A 1,237-nucleotide genomic window follows, 5' to 3' on the forward strand; every position below is an offset into this window, starting at 1 on the left:
TCTCCTTGCCGATCTCGGGGGACTGCGATTTCGGCTACACCAAAGTCGCCTTGGTCTTTTTTCTGGCTATAACCGTTACGACTGTTGCTTTGTCCTTCTGGTTTCGATTCATGCTTCTTGTACCCTAGATGGGTCGATAATTCTGCTTCCAAGGCTCGCTCCACTAGTGCGGTGGTTAGTTGTTTCAGGACTCCTCCTTCTCCGAATAAGTCGGGTGGTGTTTTACATTCTTGCAGCAATTCATCGAGTATTTCTTTGCGGATATTCATCTTTGTGGTGTTAGTAGTTGTGTGTCTTGATTATCTCTCTGTATACTTCCTAGACTTTACACATTTCACTTTACACTCTCTGCGGTTGCAAGAACCTTTAATTGTAAAGGGAGCAATCAGTTGTCCATCTCGATATCCTGCAATCATATTGATACGTCCTTGACGACGACCTGCTTTGAGTCCATGAATTCGTTCACCTTTTGCAGACCATCCATACCCATAATTATCACGTTCATCCATACCCGATTCATCAACGTAGACCAAGTGGGATGCTTTGGGCTCTCCTAATGCTGTGCGAAACTCATGGCGTTTTTCTTCATCTCGTTCTTGATAACCATAAGTTTTTTTTTACGGGTAAATCCTATCTGTGTTAAGGCTCGTGATATCGACCTTTGACTTATATTTCCCCATAATTCTGCCATCTCCGCTTGGGTCTTTTCCCCATGCTCTTTGACAAATTCTCGAAACTTTTCCCAATCGCTAATTTTGGTCTTCTGATTAGAGGATGCTCTTGCCTTCGCCCCTATATCACCTGTTTCTTTCCGCCTCTTAAACCACAAGTTGATTGTATTTCGACTAATACCGAACAATTGACTAACTTCATTCTTCTTCAGTCCATCCATTTCGATTGCTTGTATTACCTTTTGACGCAAATCGTAACTATATGGTTTTGGCATTATTATTCCTCAGTCAACTAGTTTGCTTTATATCTTATGTCCTAACCTAGCTGGCTATAGCTATATCCATCCATATTCACTGCCAAGGCGAAATACAGAGATTTATTGATGACTCGTCCATTGTCTCGGACTTTGATGACCAGACAGTCTAGAAATAAAATCGGATAGACTGCATCAAGAGAGCGATAGGACGCATTGTTTTACCTCATCGATCACTGCATCAGTGACATTGGAAATAAGTGTTGGTGATACTTCGACACCATACATTTCTTGCAACTGGGCTTGAATATC

At 41.9% G+C, this 1,237-nt stretch carries 3 protein-coding genes and 1 pseudogene; all 4 read right to left on the reverse strand.

From position 1 onward, the window contains the following. On the reverse strand, positions 1-269 hold a 269-nt coding region (locus B9G53_RS03615), incomplete at its 3' end, for a transposase (protein ID WP_176453080.1). A gap of 30 nt (positions 270-299) precedes the next feature. Then, positions 300-533: a transposase gene (locus tag B9G53_RS03620; RefSeq protein WP_141211697.1), complete on the reverse strand. Its 234-nt coding sequence runs from the start codon at positions 531-533 to the stop codon at positions 300-302. Positions 534-553: 20 nt separating this feature from the next. Next, entirely contained in the window at positions 554-946 is a 393-nt protein-coding gene (locus B9G53_RS03625; RefSeq protein WP_094529233.1) for an IS630 transposase-related protein, read from the reverse strand. Between the two features lie 65 nt (positions 947-1,011). Beyond that, positions 1,012-1,237: pseudogene (locus B9G53_RS28345) on the reverse strand (transposase); the annotation flags it as partial.

This window comes from Pseudanabaena sp. SR411 (assembly GCF_002251945.1).
Classification (GTDB): domain Bacteria; phylum Cyanobacteriota; class Cyanobacteriia; order Pseudanabaenales; family Pseudanabaenaceae; genus Pseudanabaena.

Bases quoted from the DNA above. Each gene is read 5' to 3' on its own strand.
- B9G53_RS03625 (WP_094529233.1), bottom strand. From the start codon at position 946: ATGCCAAAACCATATAGTTACGATTTGCGTCAAAAGGTAATACAAGCA.